This window comes from Candidatus Palauibacter sp. (assembly GCF_965237495.1).
In the GTDB taxonomy this organism is placed as follows: Bacteria; Gemmatimonadota; Gemmatimonadetes; order Palauibacterales; family Palauibacteraceae; genus Palauibacter.
This window is the reverse complement of sequence record NZ_OZ250143.1, coordinates 108,238-123,007: the sequence shown is the minus strand read 5'-3', so window position 1 is coordinate 123,007 and position 14,770 is coordinate 108,238. Positions and strand designations below refer to the sequence as shown.

At 68.9% G+C, this 14,770-nt stretch carries 18 protein-coding genes; 11 read left to right on the top strand and 7 right to left on the bottom strand.

Going from position 1 to position 14,770, the window contains the following annotated elements:
* Positions 1–10: 10 nt before the first annotated feature.
* Together ACPXY0_RS00520 and ACPXY0_RS00515 are read left to right on the top strand one after the other, a co-directional pair.
* Complete coding sequence (locus tag ACPXY0_RS00520; RefSeq protein WP_423927450.1) at positions 11–2,320, top strand: heavy metal translocating P-type ATPase; 2,310 nt, start codon at positions 11–13, stop codon at positions 2,318–2,320.
* Positions 2,321–2,410: 90 nt separating this feature from the next.
* Positions 2,411–2,752 (top strand): SPW repeat domain-containing protein, encoded by a 342-nt coding sequence (locus ACPXY0_RS00515; protein ID WP_419934661.1) that lies wholly within the window; start codon positions 2,411–2,413, stop codon positions 2,750–2,752.
* Positions 2,753–2,824: 72 nt separating this feature from the next.
* Here the strand turns inward: ACPXY0_RS00515 and ACPXY0_RS00510 are convergent, their stop codons facing one another.
* From ACPXY0_RS00510 to ACPXY0_RS00490, 5 genes are all read right to left on the bottom strand, one after another.
* Positions 2,825–3,475, bottom strand: a complete 651-nt coding sequence (locus ACPXY0_RS00510; protein ID WP_423927448.1) for a hypothetical protein — start codon at positions 3,473–3,475, stop codon at positions 2,825–2,827.
* Entirely contained in the window at positions 3,472–3,849 is a 378-nt protein-coding gene (locus ACPXY0_RS00505; protein ID WP_423927446.1) for a hypothetical protein, read from the bottom strand. Before ACPXY0_RS00505 ends, ACPXY0_RS00510 begins: the two co-directional genes overlap by 4 nt.
* Positions 3,834–4,082 carry a hypothetical protein gene (locus ACPXY0_RS00500; RefSeq protein ID WP_423927444.1) on the bottom strand — a complete coding sequence of 83 codons (249 nt, stop codon included), beginning with the start codon at positions 4,080–4,082 and terminating at the stop codon, positions 3,834–3,836. The genes ACPXY0_RS00505 and ACPXY0_RS00500 overlap by 16 nt, the downstream gene beginning before the upstream one ends.
* 135 nt (positions 4,083–4,217) lie before the next feature.
* The gene (locus tag ACPXY0_RS00495) at positions 4,218–5,183 is read right to left on the bottom strand and encodes a hypothetical protein (protein WP_423927442.1); all 966 of its coding nucleotides are present in this window, start codon (positions 5,181–5,183) and stop codon (positions 4,218–4,220) included.
* Between the two features lie 204 nt (positions 5,184–5,387).
* Positions 5,388–6,593: a 2,3-bisphosphoglycerate-independent phosphoglycerate mutase gene (locus tag ACPXY0_RS00490; RefSeq protein WP_423927440.1), complete on the bottom strand. Its 1,206-nt coding sequence runs from the start codon at positions 6,591–6,593 to the stop codon at positions 5,388–5,390.
* 104 nt (positions 6,594–6,697) lie between these two features.
* On the opposite strand from ACPXY0_RS00490, the gene ccmA reads away from it, so the two are divergent.
* The 9 genes from ccmA to ACPXY0_RS00445 all read left to right on the top strand — a co-directional run bounded on the left by ccmA (position 6,698) and on the right by ACPXY0_RS00445 (position 13,171).
* Positions 6,698–7,348 carry a heme ABC exporter ATP-binding protein CcmA gene (gene ccmA, locus ACPXY0_RS00485; RefSeq protein WP_423927438.1) on the top strand — a complete coding sequence of 217 codons (651 nt, stop codon included), beginning with the start codon at positions 6,698–6,700 and terminating at the stop codon, positions 7,346–7,348.
* On the top strand, positions 7,345–8,025 hold the full coding sequence (locus ACPXY0_RS00480) for a heme exporter protein CcmB (protein WP_423927436.1): 681 nt from the start codon (positions 7,345–7,347) through the stop codon (positions 8,023–8,025). The genes ccmA and ACPXY0_RS00480 overlap by 4 nt, the downstream gene beginning before the upstream one ends.
* A gap of 40 nt (positions 8,026–8,065) precedes the next feature.
* A complete protein-coding gene (gene ccsA / locus ACPXY0_RS00475) occupies positions 8,066–8,740 on the top strand; it encodes a cytochrome c biogenesis protein CcsA (RefSeq protein WP_423927434.1) in 675 nt (224 codons plus the stop codon).
* Positions 8,737–8,889: a heme exporter protein CcmD gene (locus tag ACPXY0_RS00470; protein ID WP_423927432.1), complete on the top strand. Its 153-nt coding sequence runs from the start codon at positions 8,737–8,739 to the stop codon at positions 8,887–8,889. Before ccsA ends, ACPXY0_RS00470 begins: the two co-directional genes overlap by 4 nt.
* 158 nt (positions 8,890–9,047) lie before the next feature.
* Entirely contained in the window at positions 9,048–9,938 is an 891-nt protein-coding gene (locus ACPXY0_RS00465; RefSeq protein ID WP_423927430.1) for a sigma-70 family RNA polymerase sigma factor, read from the top strand.
* A 112-nt stretch (positions 9,939–10,050) separates the two neighbouring features.
* Entirely contained in the window at positions 10,051–11,571 is a 1,521-nt protein-coding gene (locus tag ACPXY0_RS00460) for a M20/M25/M40 family metallo-hydrolase (RefSeq protein ID WP_423927428.1), read from the top strand.
* A 14-nt stretch (positions 11,572–11,585) separates the two neighbouring features.
* On the top strand, positions 11,586–12,533 hold the full coding sequence (locus ACPXY0_RS00455) for a creatininase family protein (RefSeq protein ID WP_423927426.1): 948 nt from the start codon (positions 11,586–11,588) through the stop codon (positions 12,531–12,533).
* Between the two features lie 166 nt (positions 12,534–12,699).
* Positions 12,700–12,930: a Panacea domain-containing protein gene (locus ACPXY0_RS00450; protein ID WP_423930748.1), complete on the top strand. Its 231-nt coding sequence runs from the start codon at positions 12,700–12,702 to the stop codon at positions 12,928–12,930.
* 58 nt (positions 12,931–12,988) lie between these two features.
* Entirely contained in the window at positions 12,989–13,171 is a 183-nt protein-coding gene (locus ACPXY0_RS00445; RefSeq protein ID WP_423927424.1) for a hypothetical protein, read from the top strand.
* A 379-nt stretch (positions 13,172–13,550) separates the two neighbouring features.
* On the opposite strand, the gene ACPXY0_RS00440 is transcribed toward ACPXY0_RS00445, so the two are convergent.
* Together ACPXY0_RS00440 and ACPXY0_RS00435 are read right to left on the bottom strand one after the other, a co-directional pair.
* Positions 13,551–13,991, bottom strand: coding sequence for a vitamin K epoxide reductase family protein (locus tag ACPXY0_RS00440; protein WP_423927422.1), 441 nt, complete (start codon positions 13,989–13,991; stop codon positions 13,551–13,553).
* 2 nt (positions 13,992–13,993) lie between these two features.
* Entirely contained in the window at positions 13,994–14,755 is a 762-nt protein-coding gene (locus ACPXY0_RS00435) for a DsbA family protein (protein WP_423927420.1), read from the bottom strand.
* Positions 14,756–14,770: the final 15 nt, after the last annotated feature.

The following is a 14,770-nucleotide window of genomic DNA, read 5'->3' as shown; positions in this document are numbered from 1 at the left end:
AGGCGACCCGATGTCGAACGCGCCCCACCTGAAGAAGACGTACCGGATCACGGGCATGCACTGCGCGGGTTGCGTGGGCTCGGTCGAGAAGACCCTGAACGCGATCGACGGCGTGGAGGCGGCGGTGAGCCTGCCGGCGGAGTCCGCCACGCTCACGCTGACCCGCGAGGTCGGCTTCGATGAACTCGCCGCGGCGGTCGGGCAGGCGGGTTACGAGATCGAGCCCATAGCGGAGGCGGACCGCGGGGAGGCCGAGCGCAGGCGCCTCGCGGACACGGAGGCGCACTCACGCCGGGCGTGGCGGACCATGTGGACGGCGTGGGCGCTCACGGCCCCGGCCATGGTGTGGATGTTGCCCGAGATGTTCGCCGGGCTGCGCTGGCCGTCGCCGCTCGTCTTCGATCTGGGGGTGACGGCGCTCGGGGCCGCCGTCCTCGCCGGGCCGGGCGCGGACACCCTGCGCGGCGCCTGGCGCTCGGCACGGGGCGGGATGCCCAACATGGATGTCCTCATCGCCCTCGGCGCCGGTGTCTCCGTGCTCACGGGCGTCTGGGCCGTCCTCCACGTCCTCGGCCTCGCGCCGATGATCATGAACTTCGCGCCCGTGGGCGCGATGATCGCCTCCATCCACCTCACGGGACGTTTCGTCGAAGCCAAGGCGCGCGGCCGCTCTTCCTCCGCGATCCAGGCCCTGCTCTCGCTCGAGGCTCCGACGGCCCGCATCGAACGGGAGGGCGCCGAACTCGAGGTGCCGACGCGGGATGTGCGGGTGAGCGACGTGATGATCATCCGTCCGGGCGAGAAGATCCCCACCGACGGCGTCGTCCTCGAGGGAAGGAGCGCGGTGGACGAGTCCCTCGCGACGGGTGAGTCGATCCCGGTAGAGAAGGAGCCGGGGGACAGCGTCCTGGGGTCGACCGTGAACCACTCCGGCGCGCTACGCGTGAGGGCCACGGGCGTGGGCGAGGACACCTTCCTGTCGAACGTCATCCGCCTGGTGGAGGAAGCGCAGGCGAGCAAGGTCCCGATCCAGGAGTTCGCGGACCGGGTGACGGCCGTCTTCGTGCCCGCGATTCTGGTCGTCGCGCTGGCCGCCTTCGCGGGCTGGTTCGCCCTGCCCGGCGTATTCTCCGAGGCCGCACGCTGGGCATCGGGCTTCCTGCCGTGGGTGAACCCGGAGCTGGGCCGGCTCTCGCTCGCGCTCTCCGCCGCAGTGGCGGTGCTCGTGATCGCGTGTCCGTGCGCACTCGGGCTCGCCACCCCCACCGCGCTCATGGTCGGCACCGGCCTCGGGGCGACCCGCGGCGTCCTCATCCGGGACGGAGCCGCCGTCCAGACGCTGGACCGGGCCGACACGCTCGTGTTCGACAAGACGGGAACCCTGACCCTCGGCGCCCCACGCGTGGTGGCGGTGTACGTGGCGGCCCCCCCGCCCGGCGATGTAGCGGAGAGCGGCGATCGCGCGGACGGCGAAGCCCGGGTGCTCGCGCTCGCGGCCTCGGTCGAGGACGTGTCGGAGCATCCCCTCGCCCGCGCCGTGGTCGGGGAGGCGCGCCGTCGCGGCGTCCCGATCGCACGCGCGACCCACGTGGAGGCTCGGGTCGGCATGGGGATCGTCGGTGTCGTCGACGGGGAGCGGGTCGTCGTCGGCAACACGCGGCTGCTGCGCGAGGCGGGCGTCGCGGGCGAGGACATCGCGGTGCTCGAAGAACGCTTCGGGTCGGACTCGCGCACGGTCGCCCATGTGGCCGCCGGCGGGCGGCTGCGGGGCACGCTCGCGATCGCCGACCCGGTGAAGGAAGACGCGCGGGAAACCCTCCTCGAGCTGAGTCGCCGCGGCTTCCGGACCGTCATGCTCACCGGCGACCGCGAGGCCGTGGCGGCCGCCGTCGCGCAGCAACTCGGAATCGACCACTTCCAGGCCGGGCTCCTCCCCGCCCAAAAGGTCGAGGCCGTGCGGCGGCTCCGCGCCGAAGGCCACACCGTGGCGTTCGTGGGCGATGGAATTAACGACGCGCCCGCGCTCAAGGCGGCCGACGTCGGACTCGCCGTGGGCACCGGCACCGACATCGCGATCGAAGCCGCGGACATCACCCTCGTCCAGGGCGATCTGCGCTCCGTGCTGCGCGCCACGAAGCTCGCCCGGGCCACTTTCCGCAAGATCCGGGAGAACCTCTTCTGGGCCTACGTCTACAACGTCGTCGCGATCCCGGTCGCGTTCCTGGGCCTCCTCCACCCCGTCATCGCGGAAGCCGCCATGGCGCTGAGTTCGATCTCCGTCGTCACCAACGCGAACCGCCTGCGCCGCGCCCGGTTGTAGCCGCCCGCCGAGGTTTGCCTTCGTCCGTGCGGGCGCGCATCATAGGCACCGGTTCTTCGGGTTCATCCGGTTTCATCCGAGAGAGGTTCGATGGCCTCACGCTGGATCGGTCTCGCATTGGGACTCTGGTACCTGGGCGCACCCTTCATCTGGGGATATCCGTTCGGTTTCCTCTGGTGGCACAGCGTGGTGCTGGGGGGCTCGATCCTCGTCGTCACGATCACGTTCAAACTCGGGATCAACCGGATCAGCGGCTGGGGCCTGATCGCACTCGGCGCCTACAGCATGCTGTCGCCCTTCATCCACGGGTATCTGCCCAACGCGCAGGCCTTCTTCAACGACCTCATGTTCGGCGTCGTCACCGTGGGTACCGGCGTCGCGATGGGCGGGGCGGGCATCGAACACTCCGACGAGGCGCACAGCGCGGCCTGACTCCCGGCGTTCCCGCGGGAACGCTTCCTACTTCGGAAGGTTGGGCGTCCGGCATGGGCGGCCGAAGCCCGATCAGTCCTCGGGAAGTTCGTACCAATCTACCTCATCGTCCGTGAGCCCGTCGGAGCGGCGGAGCGCGATGAGCCGATTGCCGAGGATATCGATCATGCTCACGGCGCCATGGAGTGCTGCAGTCCCCGTGAGCGAGGCTGACTCGAGATCGTAGACGTCCACGTAGGCGCCTTCATCTTCCCCGAGTCGCAGGATCCACAGCCGGCCTTCCGTATCGACGCCCGCGGAGCCGTACCACGGATTCGCGCGTGCGCGCAAATCCTCGGCGGTGTATCCCGGGTCGAAGCCGCCCGGGTTGTTCTCCCGGGCCCGCATCATGTTCGCGATCACCTCTTCGCTCGTGAACCTCTCCCTGTACGTCGGCGACCGGATCACGACGGCCTCGCCCGATCCGGACGGATACCAGAGCAGGAACTCGCCGAAGCAGGCCACATGGACGATGCCGGCGCCGGCCGGGTAGGCGGCGCCGATCTTTTTCTGGCGGGGGCCGGGGGCCGTCCGGCACGCCACGACCGAGGGATCGGGCAGCCACTTCCGCAGGACCTCGCCCGTCCCTAGGTGGATCTCCGCCTCGGCGTATACAGGGTCGTCAGGCGCCATGTGCGCGGTGAGGGCCGTGCTGTCCGTCTGCCTGATGAGACCTATGGTCATGCACCCGTTGGGGCACTCGATACGAACACGCCTTCGGGTGTGAACCGCGACATCCGGTTCAGGCGTGTATCACTCACCGTGATGTCTCCGTGCGGCCCCCGGGTGATCGCGGTCGGCATCACCAGTTCCCCCGGGCCCTCGCCCGGTTTCCCGAAGGTCAGCGAATCCCCGCGTACGTCCACGCAGTAGCCCTGGATCCTGTACCGGTCGACGACACAGGCCGTGTCGGGGCTGATCAGGGCGGCACCCAGGAGTGATGCCGGAAGGCTGGCCGAGGCGAACGGTTCGAGGTTGACCGTCACACCGGGGGCGGCCGCCTCCCCGCGGCAGGCGAGGAGGAGAACCGCAGCCAGGAGTCCTACTGATACCCGCACGCGTCCCCCATGCAACCCCAAAAAACTCTGCCGCCCTCCGTGTTGGCCCACCCGTACGCAATGGCCTCGCTCGCGCCCCGTTCGATCAGCGTGTCGTACCACCAGTTCCAGGTTTCCATGGCTCGGCTGTGGCAGGAGGCCGTACACGCGTCGGGCGCGACCTGCCCCGCGAGCGGCAGTGCCATCGCCAACACCAGCATGAAGCTGGCCAACGTACGCTGTGGTCGTCGCATGGGTCTTCTCCCGTGGTTCGTGTTACCGTCCGAGCCTCTTCCGGACGCAGCGGGGCATATCTTCCCCGCGTGCCAGATGCCGGGAGAGGGCGAGACCTTACACGAAGCCCTCGAGCGATGCGGCCGGTGCGGCAGTCAGCGTCGAGCGGTCAGGGCGGCAACGTCAAACCAGTCCACGCGGCGCTCCGAAATCACGCCGCCGGTGTCGCGTTCCACCAGGACCGCGAGCGTGTTCCCGAGCACATCCATCCCCACCACCTTGTCCGCCACCTGTAGCGTCAGCGCGTACTCGGGACCGGTATCGGTGAGGTGGTAGATGTCGATATGGCTGAGGGCGGGGATCACATCCCCAGCATTCCAGTGTGATACCGCCCAAAACCGCCGCTGGTCGTCCAGAACCCGCGCGCCGTACCAGACCTTGGGTCTCGCCCGGATTTGTTCCTCGTCGAGGTTGGGTCGGAAGCCGCCCGCTGGAATCGAATTCAGCAACCTTAGCGACGCCGCAACATCCTCCTCGGTCGGGTACCGCTCCACATATGTTGACCGCACGATGGCGGTCGGTTCCTCCGCATCTCGGTCGGCGTACCACACCAGGAACTCGCCGTAGCAGGTCACGAACAGAAGACCGCCGCTCCCCTCGTGGTATCCGAACCCAAGCTGGCGGCGGCGCGGTCCGGGCGTCGGGGTCGAACAATCCACGAGATCGGCTTCGTCGGGGAACGTCCGCTCCCATACGATACGACCCGTGGCCATATCGATCTCCGCGTTCACGAAGGAAGAGTTGCCAGCCGGGCCGCGCTTGTAGTAGCTGCCGACCAGCGTCCCACCCAGGGCCGAAGGACCGCTGGGTAGCAACAAACTCGGGATACCCGGAGTGGACGTCAGGAACGTGCCAGATCCCGAGAACATCGATACGCGGTCGAGCCGCCAGTCCACGACGCCGATCATTCCTGACGCGCCACGAAGGATTCCCGTCGGGTCGGTGAACTCGCCCGGCCCTTCACCTTCGGCACCGAACATGAACGACTCGTCGCCCGGATCGGTACAGACGACGCGGTACCAGTACGTATCGATGACGCATGCCGACCCAGCCTCCAGCAAGACGACCTCATCGGACATGCTTGGAGGCGACACGACGGAGGCGTATGGCTCCAGCCGGACGAACGGCGACGCGGAATCGCCCTGCTCGTCACACGCGGCGTGAGCAGGGCGACGGCCACGAACACGACCCTCCGACCATGACACAACATCGCTGGATAGCGCACTCGTCTTCCTTGGCGGACTGTACGGAATCCGGCGCCCGGGCTAGGCTCCGAACTTCGCGAGGCGGCCGGCGCTGGCGGCGGCAAGACGCATCAGATCGCAGCCGCGGACGCGGCCGTGGGTGCCACTGCGGCAGGCCGTCTCTCCGAAGGTGGTGGCCGCGTCGTGGCGTGCCGGGCCTCCGTGGATGAGGAAGGGCACCGGGTGCCAGCTGTGGCTGCGCATGGTCGAGGGCGTCGAGTGGTCGCCGGTCACGACGATGACGTCGGGTCCTGCGTCGACGAGTTCCGGCACGATGGCGTCGGCTTCCTCGATGGCGGCTACCTTGCGGTCGAAGTCGCCGTCTTCTCCGGCCTTGTCGGGAGGCTTGAAGTGGAGGAAGAAGAAATCGTGCTCGGCGAACCGCGCCCGCAGGGCGTCCACGAGCGGAGCCGCCCCGCCGGGCGCCGTCCGCGCGTCCATGCCGACCAGGCGGGCGACGCCGCGGTACATGGGGTACGCGGCGGCGGCGGCGGCCCGCATCCCGAACACGTCCTCGAACAGCGGCCAGTCGGGCTTGCTGGACACGCCCCTCAGGAGTGCCATGTTCGCGCGCGGGTGGTCCGCGAGCCGTTCGGCGGCCGCCTCGAGCCACGCCGCAAGGAGCCGGGCGGTCGGCTCGGACGCCGCGTTCCGCGCCGCCGGGGCGTGGGGCGGCTCGCCGGTCTGGCCCGGATCGGTGTCGTCCACGGCGTCGCCCGAGGCGGCGTCGGGGTGCAGGACGAGGACGAAGCGGTGCTCCTTCACATGACGCACGGAACAGCGGGCGCCGGGCAGCTCGATGCCGTCGAGCTGCCCGGCCAGAGGGGCGGCTTCGTCTGTCGAGATGCGGCCCGCCCGCCGGTCGGTCACCCGGCCTTGGGCGTCGAGGGTGCAGAAGTTGGCTCGCACGGCGATGTCGCCCGGTCCGAGCGGGAATTCGATCCCGAGGGCTTCGAGCACGCCGCGGCCGGTCTCGTACACGAGGGGGTCGTAGCCGAACAGGGCCAGGTGACCGGGGCCGCTTCCCGGCGTGATGCCCGGCGCAACGGGGTCGTGGAGGCCGCACGTTCCGCCGCGGGCCAGTTCGTCGAGGTTCGGGGTGCGCGCGGCCTCGAGTTCGGTGGGGCCGCCCGGCTCGCGGGGGAGCCCGCCCAGCCCGTCGAGCACGTAGAGCAGCACCTTGCCGCCCCCACCCTCGGCGAGACGGGCGATCCGGTCGAGTTCCATGCGGCAGAACGTATGAGCGCCCCCGACGGCGGGCCAGCGGCCCGAGAGGCCGGCGAGCGGGGCCGCGCGGCGGGCCGGAGGGGCGCGGCCGCGGGGCCCGGCCGGTGAGCTTCGCGGTCGCGGCAGAGGGCGTCACCCGTCGCTTCGGACGCCGCTGGGCGCTGCGCGGGATCGACTTCGCCGTCCCCCGCGGGGCCGTCGTCGCGCTCCTCGGCGCGAACGGAACAGGCAAGACGACGCTGCTGCGCGTGATCGCCACGCTGCTGCGGCCGACCGCGGGCCGGGTCGAGGTGCTGGGCCACGCCCTCCCCGCGGGCGGCGACGCGATCCGCGCCCGGACCGCGTTCATGACCGCCGGAGGGCACGCCTACGAGGAGCTGACCGGCGTCGAGAACCTCCGCTTCGCAACCCGCATGTCGGGCGTGGACGTCCCGGCCGACGCCCTGCGTGAGGCGCTGGCAGCCGTCGATCTCGCGGGGGCGTCCGACGTCCCGGTGCGCGGCTGGTCCACCGGGATGCGCAAGCGTCTCGAACTGGCGCGGCTCCGGCTCCGCCCCCTCGAACTGGTGCTGCTCGACGAGCCCTTCGTGAGCCTGGATGAGGACGGCGTGGCGCTCGTCCACGAGGCGGTCCGCGCGTGGCGCGACGCGGGCGCGGCCGTGCTCATCGCCTCGCACCGGATCGACGACGCGACGCGCCACGCCGACGAGGTCGTGCGGCTGGAGGGCGGACGGGTCGCCGCGGACGCCGGGTGAGCGCGCTCGCGCGGCGAGCCGCCGCCATCCTGTGGAAGGACATCCTCTCGGAGACCCGAACCCGGCAGGGGTTCACGGCCATGCTCTCCTTCGCCGCGCTCGTCCTCTTCCTGTTCAGCTTCGCGATCGGAGTGGACAACGCGCTGCTCGAACGGCTCGCCGGCGGCCTCGTGTGGGTGGCGATCGTCTTCACCGGCACGCTGTCGCTGGGCCGGACGTTCCAGAACGAGGAGTTGGCGGGCGGGACGCGGCTGCTGCGGCTTTATCCCGGGGATGTACGCGCGATCTACCTGGGCAAGCTGGCGGGCAACCTCGTCGTGCTGGCGGCGCTCGAGGTCCTCCTCTTCCCGGCCGCCGCCATCCTGTACGAGGTCGACTTCGCCGCGCACGCCGGCCCGCTCCTCCTCGTGGCCGCCCTCGGCACGTTCGGCTTCTCCGTCATCGGGACCTTTTTCTCGGCCCTCACGGTACACCTCCGGGCGCGCGAACTCCTGCTCCCGCTCCTCCTCTTCCCCGCCCTCGTCCCCGTCGTGCTCGGGAGCGTGGGGGCGACGGACGCATTCCTGGCCGGCGACCCGCTCGGACGCGCCGGGGGCTGGCTGAGGTTGTTGGCGTCGTACGACGTGATACTGTTCGTGGTCTGCGTCTGGATCTTCCCCGTCGTCCTCGAGGAGTGAGGCGAGATGAGGGTCCGATGAACCGGTTGGTGACCATCCGATGAACAAACTGACAACGCTGGGCTGGCTGGCGCTCGCCCTCATCGTGGCAGGCAGCCTGCTCGGGCTCTTTGCCCTGCCCGCCGACGCGCTCCAGGGCGAGGTCCAGCGCCTGCTCTACGTCCACGTCCCCATGGCGTGGGTGATGATGCTCGCGTTCTTCATCGTCTTCCTCATGAGCATCCTCTACCTCGTGCAGCGGAAGCTGAAGTGGGACCTCCTGGCGGTCTCCGCCGCGGAACTGGGGGTGCTCGGCGCCGTCCTCACCCTCATCCTGGGTTCGCTCTGGGGCCGGCTCACCTGGGGGATCTGGTGGGCGTGGGACCCCAGAATCACCACCACGGCGCTCCTCGTACCCATCTACACGGGCTACCTGGTCGTGCGTTCGATGACGGAGGATCCGGACCAGCGCGCGCGCTGGTCGGCGGTGATCGGCCTCATCGGGTTCGTCCAGGTACCGGTCGTGTACCTGTCGGTGTTCTGGTGGCGGAGCCTGCACCAGCCCCCGTCGTCGCCCCGTTCGATGGCGAGCGCGTTCGGGCTCGTGATGCTGCTCGGGTTCGTCGCCTACACGATCGCTTTCACGTATCTCTGGCTCCGGCGTTACAGGGTGGCTGCAACGGAACTCGGACTCGAACTGTCGGGTCCAGAGGACGAGGGGTTCAACGGGGTATGAACGAACACTGGCTCTTTGTCGGCGCCGGGTACGGGATCACCTGGGCCACCCTCGTCTGGTACGTCCTCCGCCTTCGCCGCCGGGAGCGCGCCGCGCGGGCGGATTCGGCCCGGAGCGGCGAGGGAGCCCGGGGCAGGGGTCCGGGGTAGAAGGAGTCGGAAAAAAGGTGCGGTTCGTTCTGATTTCTTCTATTATTTCAAGTTTGTATCAAAAGCGACCGGAGCGAACCGTGGCGGGGCGGAGTTCCGGTTGGCCCGTCCCGGGCCGCTGATTTCGACGACCGACCCGAGTCAGGATTCGGATTTATATGGCGAAGACGGCTGCAAGCCGACACATGTTCTTCGACACGTACGCGCTCGATTCGTTCGATCAGTACCTGCAGGACGTGGAGCGGTATCCGCTCATCGAGAACCCGCAGATCGAGCGCGAGATCGCCCGCAAGGCCCGTGCCGGCGACCGCCAGGCGGCGGAGCGCCTCGTCACGGCGAACCTGCGCTTCGTGATCTCGTACGTGAAGAAGTACCAGGGCCGGGGACTGAACCTCGCCGAACTCGTGTGCATCGGGAACGAGGGCCTGCTCAAGGCCGTCAAGAAGTTCGATCCCGACAAGGGGGTGAAGTTCATCTCCTATGCGGTGTGGTGGATTCGGCAGACGGTGCTCCAGGCGCTGGCCGAGCAGACGCGCTCGGTGCGGATCCCGCTCAACCAGAACTCGAACCTGGTCAAGCTGTCCCGGACGGAGACGGCGCTCACCCAGAAGCTCGGACGCTCGCCGACGGACCGTGAGATCGCCGAGGAGATGGAGGAGCCGGTCGAGACGGTGCGGGCGCTGCGCCGCGTCGCCTCCGCCGAACTGAGCCTCGACGCGCCGCTCGACAAGTCCGACCGCGACAGCGCCTCGTTCGGCGAGCGCTTCTCGGGGATGGACGACGCGGACATCGAGGAGGATGTCGAGGACCAGGCCCGGCGCGAGTTCCTCGAGAAGATGTTCGAGCGCTACCTGACCGAGCGCGAGCGGAAGATCCTCGTCCTCTACTACGGCCTCGACGACGGCGAGGAGATGACGCTGGAGCAGATCGGTTCGCTCCTCGGCGTGACGCGGGAGCGCATCCGGCAGATCCGGAACCGGGCCTTCGACAAGCTGCGCGCCTCGGCGGACGGAGAGGCGCTGGCAGGCTTCTGGCGCGCCACCGCCTGAATTCCGCGGGTTGCCGGGGGTTTTGGAATACCGGCATCATACCCGCATGAGAACCCAGCCAGAAATCAGACGCATCCGAACGTCCGGCCTGAAGATTGCCGGGCTTGTAGTCGTGGGACTCCTCGCGGCGCACCCGGCCGCCGCGCAGTCGGGGGCGGATGTCGCGCGGGCGTACCGGGAGGCGCACGAGGCGGAGATCGTGCGGGACTTCGCCGAACTCCTGACCTATCCGAACCGGGCCCGCGACCTGGAGGACGTCACGCGGGCGGCGGAGTACATCCGCGACGAGTTACGCGCGGGCGGCGTCACGTCGGAACTCCTCCGGATCGATGGCGTCCCGCCCCTCGTGTACGGCGAACTCCGGGTGCCGGACGCGGAGCGGACCCTCGGGATCTACGTCCATTACGACGGCCAGCCCGTCGACCCCTCGAACTGGACGCACCCCCCGTTCGAACCCACGCTCTACACCGCGTCGATGGAGTCCGGCGGGACGCCGCGCCCCATGCCCGAGCCGGGGGATCCGGTGGACCCGGAGTGGCGGCTGTACGCCCGCTCGGCCGGTGACGACAAGGCGCCGATCGCCGCGATCCTGCCCGTCCTGCGCGCGTTCCGGGAAGAAGGCGTCCAGCCCACGTCCAACCTCGTCTTCTTCTTCGACGGCGAGGAGGAAGCGGGCTCGCGTCATCTGGGCCAGTACATGGAGATGGCGGCGGACCGGATCGCGGATATCGACGTGTGGCTCTTCTTTGATGGGCCGGCGCATCAGAGCGGCCGTCCGCAGCTGACGTTCGGAGTCCGCGGGTCCATGGGGATGGAGGTCACGGTCTACGGGGCCACCCGCAATCTCCACTCCGGCCACTACGGGAACTGGACCCCCGACACCGGGAACATCATGGCCCGGCTCCTCGCCTCGATGAAGGACGAGACGGGGCGGGTGCTGGTCGAGGGCTGGTACGACACGGTCGAGCCGCTGGGGCCCGAGGAGCGCGCCGCGTTGGAGGCGATGCCGCCGGTCGACGAAGCCCTCAAGCGGGAACTGGGGCTCCTGTGGACCGAGGGAGAACCGGAGACGCTGTCGGAGCGGATCCTGCTCCCGGCGCTCAACATCCGCGGTATCACGAGCGGCAACACCGGCGCTCTGGCCCGGAACATCATACCCAACACGGCGGTCGCGGCGCTGGGAATCCGCCTCGTCAAGGGCAACGAGGCGGACCACCTGCGGCGGCTCATCGTCGAACACATCGATGGCCAGGGGTTCCATGTGGTGTCCGAGGATCCGGACATGGAGGCCCGGCTCCGGTATCCCCGCATCGCGAAGGTCACGGGCGGAGGCGGCTCCCCCGCGGCCCGCACGGGGATGGACAACCCGTTCGTGCAGGAGATCATCACCGCCGCCTCGGCGGCCGCCGACCGCGCGTTCGAGCCGGGCGCGCTCGTCCTCGCTCCGGGGCTCGGCGGCACCCTGCCCCTCTACCTGTTCACGGATGTGGCGGGGAAGCCCGCCGTGAACGTCCCCGTCGCGAACCACGACAACAACCAGCACGCGCCCGACGAGAACCTCCGGATCGCGAACCTGTGGTACGCCATCGATCTCTACGCGGCGCTCCTCACGATACCGATCACCGTTTTCTGACAGGACCCGTTCCCATGAGACGATCCCTGAACGCGTCTGCCCTCCGGCTCGGCGCCGTCCTTCTGCTTTCCCTCGCCCCGGCGGCGGCCGCGCAGACGAACCCGCTGTGGACGCAGGAGAAGGTGAAGAACTACCTGCCGCACATGACCGTGCCGGAGGTGCGCGACTTCCTCACGCGAAGCGACATGGTGCTGATTCCGGTCGCGTCGCTGGAGCAGCACGGCAACCACCTGCCGATCGGCACGGACTACCTGAACGGCGTCGAGCAGGCGAAGCTCGTGGCGCAGCGGGCCGACGTGCTCGTGGCCCCGATCCTCCTGCCGGGGCAGTCCCCCTATCACATGGGGTTCGAGGGCACGATCACCCTGCCCTCGTCGCTGGTCCAGGAGGTGTACGTCGAGGCCGTGAAGAGTCTGATCGCGCACGGCTTCAAGCGCTTCCTCATCATGAACGCGCACGGGGGGAACCGGGCCATCACGACGTTCATCGTCGACCGCATCAACCAGGAGACGGCGGGCATCGCGGTGGATCTGGGCGCGGTGGCGGGACCGTTCCGGGATCGGAGCCGGATGGCATCCGTCCCGACCCCGCCGCCGGACGTGCTCGACCGTCACGGGGGGACGCCCGAGACGTCGAGTTCACTCTATCTCATGCCGACGCTGGTGGATATGGACGCGGCCGTCCCGGCCGAGGTCACGATGCCCGCCCATCTGGAGGCGATGCTGCCGGACGTGCTGGCCGGCGACCCGACGGCGCTGGCCGTGTTCCTGGCCGAGGGCCTCAAGGACGAGTCGACGGGCAAGGGGACGTCGTCCGCCGAGATGTCGTCCACGGGCGTGTGGGGCACCCGCGACCCGGCCGAAGCCACGCTCGAGCGGGGACGGGTCGCGACGGAGGTGATGGTCGACGCCGCGGTGGCGTTCATCGAACGTTGGAACGAACTGCGCCCCCCCGGTTCCTGATCCGGTCGGCGCAACGTGGCTGCGAAGCCGGGGTAGCCTTATCCTCCGGCGTGGACGGACGGACGGCCGAACGGGAGAGTCGCGCTCCGATGTACCCAAGGTTCAAGCAGGCCAGGACGACGCAACTCGCCTGTGAGTTCCTGCGCCTGGCAGGGGGGCGGATGAGCTGCATGAAGCCATCAAGCTCCTCTATCTTGTCGACCGACGCAGCCTGCTGGAGCGAGGCGTCCCGGTCACATACGGCCGCTATGTGTCGATGAGCCATGGACCCGTCCTGTCCGAAACCCTCGATCTGATCAACTACGGATCGGGCCCATCCGAGGAGAGTTACTGGGAGGACCCATGTCGACGAGGATTCGCGTTACGAGGTTTCGCTGAAGGGCGATTGTCCCGTTGACGAGCTGTCCGACGCCGAGTTGGACCTGGCGCGAGCCGTGTACGCCGAGTTCGGAAAGATGGACCGTTGGGCGGTAGTCGAACGCCTGCATCAGCTACCCGAATGGAGGGACCCCGGGGAGGTCCGCGTGCTCCCGATTCGCTACGAGGACATCCTGGCGCACGAGAAGACGCCGGACGAGAGCGAACAGATCATCGACGATCTGCGTGCGATGGGGGCCGCCGAAGCGATTTTCGGCTGAGCCACGGACGTGCGCGCCGGAGATTGCTTTCTCATCGGTGGGCACGGGCTCACACCTCACCTCTGGATCGTGCTCACGGAGCCGTCCGGCGATCCGGCCCGCGTTCTGATCGCGAGCTGTACGTCCCGAAGGTCCTGGTCTGACGACACTGTCGTACTCAATCGCGGCGATCACCCCTTCATCCGTCACGAGACGGTCATCGCGTACACGGAAATCAGGATCGTGGAATCACGGGTGATCGAGTTCCAACTCGACCGCGGGAAGATCACGAGCAAAGAGCGGATGCGTCGCGTGGTGGAGGCAGTGCCGTCATCGGCTAACACCGCCGCAAGGTTCAAGCAGTTCATCCTCGACCACCGTGATATTGCGGATGCGGCTCCTAGACCCGTCGAGAAAAGGCGCGGAACTCGGGGAGGGTGAGGAGGAAGATCGCGACGGTGATGGCGGCGCTGCCCACGCACCAGTGGCAGATCGCGTGGATGACCCAGAGTTCCAGCGCCGTGAGGTAGATCGTGAACCCGAGTCCGCCGAGCGCGAGCACGGCCAGGACCCGGGAGATCCAGCGCGCTGCGCCCGCCCCATCGCGAGTCCCGAGGATCGAGACCGCGAACACGGCCACGTACCAGGCGACGCCCCAGCCCGCCACGGGGAAGCCGAGGAAGCGGGCCCAGCGCGATCCCTGCACGAGGTCGCACCCTCCACCGGCGCCGCAGGCGAGTTCGCCGTAGTAGCCGAGCGCGTACAGGAAGAGGTAGGTCGAGAGGAAGAAGCCGGCCAGCGACAGGAGCGCGATCCCCCGGCGCCGGTTCAGTCCGCTCACGGTTACGGCGTCCCCTCGCTGCTCTCAGCCATTGCGGCGAGACGGGCCTGGATGAGGCCCTCGAGGTGCGTGTAGGGGTCCACGCCCTGCAGGCTCACGCGTTGCCCGTCTACGAACAGTGTGGGTGTGGAGTTCACGCCCCGCGCCTCGCCCATCTTGTGGGCACTTGCGATGCCCTCGAGGTGGCCGCGGTCACGCATGCACGCTTCAAAGTCGCCGGCATCGACGCCTGCCTGATCAGCGATATCGGCGATCACCGAACCGGGATCCTGCTCCACGTACCAGCGCGTCTGGCGGGCGAGCAGGAGGTCGTGCATCGGCCAGTAGAGCCCCTGCTCGTGCGCGCAGCGCTCGGCAAGCGCGGCCGCGACCGAGTTGGGGAAGGTGCCGAGAATGAAGTTGTACGAAATCCATCGGACCGGGGCGCCCGCCGTCTCTACGTAGTTCTGCCGGATCAGCTTCCCGGCGAAGCCCGAGAAGGCCGCGCAGGCGGGACAGGAGGGATCGTAGTACTCCTCGATCGTGATGGGGGCCGACTCCGGGCCGAGGCCGACTCCGGCAGCGGGATCCGCTTCCGCCTCGGCAAGCACTTCCGCCAACTCGGCGGGCGTCGGCGGCGGGCCCGATCCGCCCTGTCCCCCACCCAGCAGGAGCCAGCCCGCGCCGACGACCACGATCGCGATCAGGCCGCCTCGGAACAGCCAGTTCGGCCGCGACGGAGGGCTCATCCTCTGTGCCGTCTTGGGTGCCGTCTTCCTTGCCATCTGTCAACCTCTCCC